Below are 962 nucleotides of genomic sequence, written 5' to 3'. Positions count from 1 at the left end.
AGGCATTTCGTCGTTCGCCACGTCCTTCTTCGGCTCCTAGTGCCTAGGCATCCTCCGTGTGCTCTTTCTAGCTTAACCTAGAAAAAACTTTAAAGATTTWTGYGAGACCAARAGGTCACACAACCTAAGTTCTTACTTTACGTTTTGTTTCGTTATCTAGTTTTCAAGGAACAACTTGTGATTCAATTATCTTCGCCCTATTTCAGCGGCGAAAGTTATCTTATCACATCTCATYRCTGCATTTCAAGTCGAAATTTTTTTGGAAATTCCTGTCTTAAAATGTGTTTTGGTGGAGCCAAGCGGGATCGAACCGCTGACCTCCTGCTTGCAAGGCAGGCGCTCTCCCAGCTGAGCTATGGCCCCAAAATGGTATTAAGTTAAATGGTGGGCCCTAGTGGACTCGAACCACCGACCTCACCCTTATCAGGGGTGCGCTCTAACCAGCTGAGCTAAGGGCCCGTATAGGGAAACTTTCCATAATAAAAACCCACCTACAAGCTTTCGAAGCTTTCTCCGAAAGCTTGCCATGGGTATCGCTTGGCAACGTTCTACTCTCCCAGAACCCTGCGGTTCAAGTACCATCGACGCTGGAAGGCTTAACGGTCGTGTTCGAGATGGGAACGCGTGGATCCCTTNTTGGCAACGTTCTACTCTCCCAGAACCCTGCGGTTCAAGTACCATCGACGCTGGAAGGCTTAACGGTCGTGTTCGAGATGGGAACGCGTGGATCCCTTCCGCCATCATCACCAAACGGTTGCAACATGGTGTGAACCACCTTGCAGAAAGAGGTTTGCTCTTTCAAAACTGAACACGAGTGAGTAAACGATTTGTGTGTTAAACACACTTGACTGGWYYTATCARRWCCGAGTCTCCATAGAAAGGAGGTGATCCAGCCGCACCTTCCGATACGGCTACCTTGTTACGACTTCACCCCAATCATCTACCCCACCTTCGGCGGCTGG

Annotated in this window: 2 tRNA genes and 3 rRNA genes (1 of these 5 running past the window's edge); all 5 read right to left on the bottom strand. The window is 48.8% G+C overall.

The features are described from left to right. Window positions 1–78, bottom strand: a 23S ribosomal RNA gene (locus ASL11_RS29590); it reaches 2,868 nt to the left of the window's first position. A 209-nt stretch (window positions 79–287) separates the two neighbouring features. Further along, window positions 288–363 (bottom strand) — tRNA-Ala (locus tag ASL11_RS29585). 19 nt (window positions 364–382) lie between these two features. Continuing rightward, window positions 383–459 (bottom strand) — tRNA-Ile (locus tag ASL11_RS29580). Between the two features lie 175 nt (window positions 460–634). Beyond that, window positions 635–751, bottom strand: a 5S ribosomal RNA gene (gene rrf, locus ASL11_RS29575). Window positions 752–877: 126 nt separating this feature from the next. After that, a 16S ribosomal RNA gene (locus ASL11_RS29570) occupies window positions 878–962 on the bottom strand; the annotation flags it as partial.

Source organism: Paenibacillus sp. Soil750, assembly GCF_001428045.1.
GTDB lineage: Bacteria > Bacillota > Bacilli > Paenibacillales > NBRC-103111 > Paenibacillus_E > Paenibacillus_E allorhizoplanae.
Note: the sequence above shows the minus strand (reverse complement) of the source record. Positions and strands in the feature narration are given on the sequence as shown.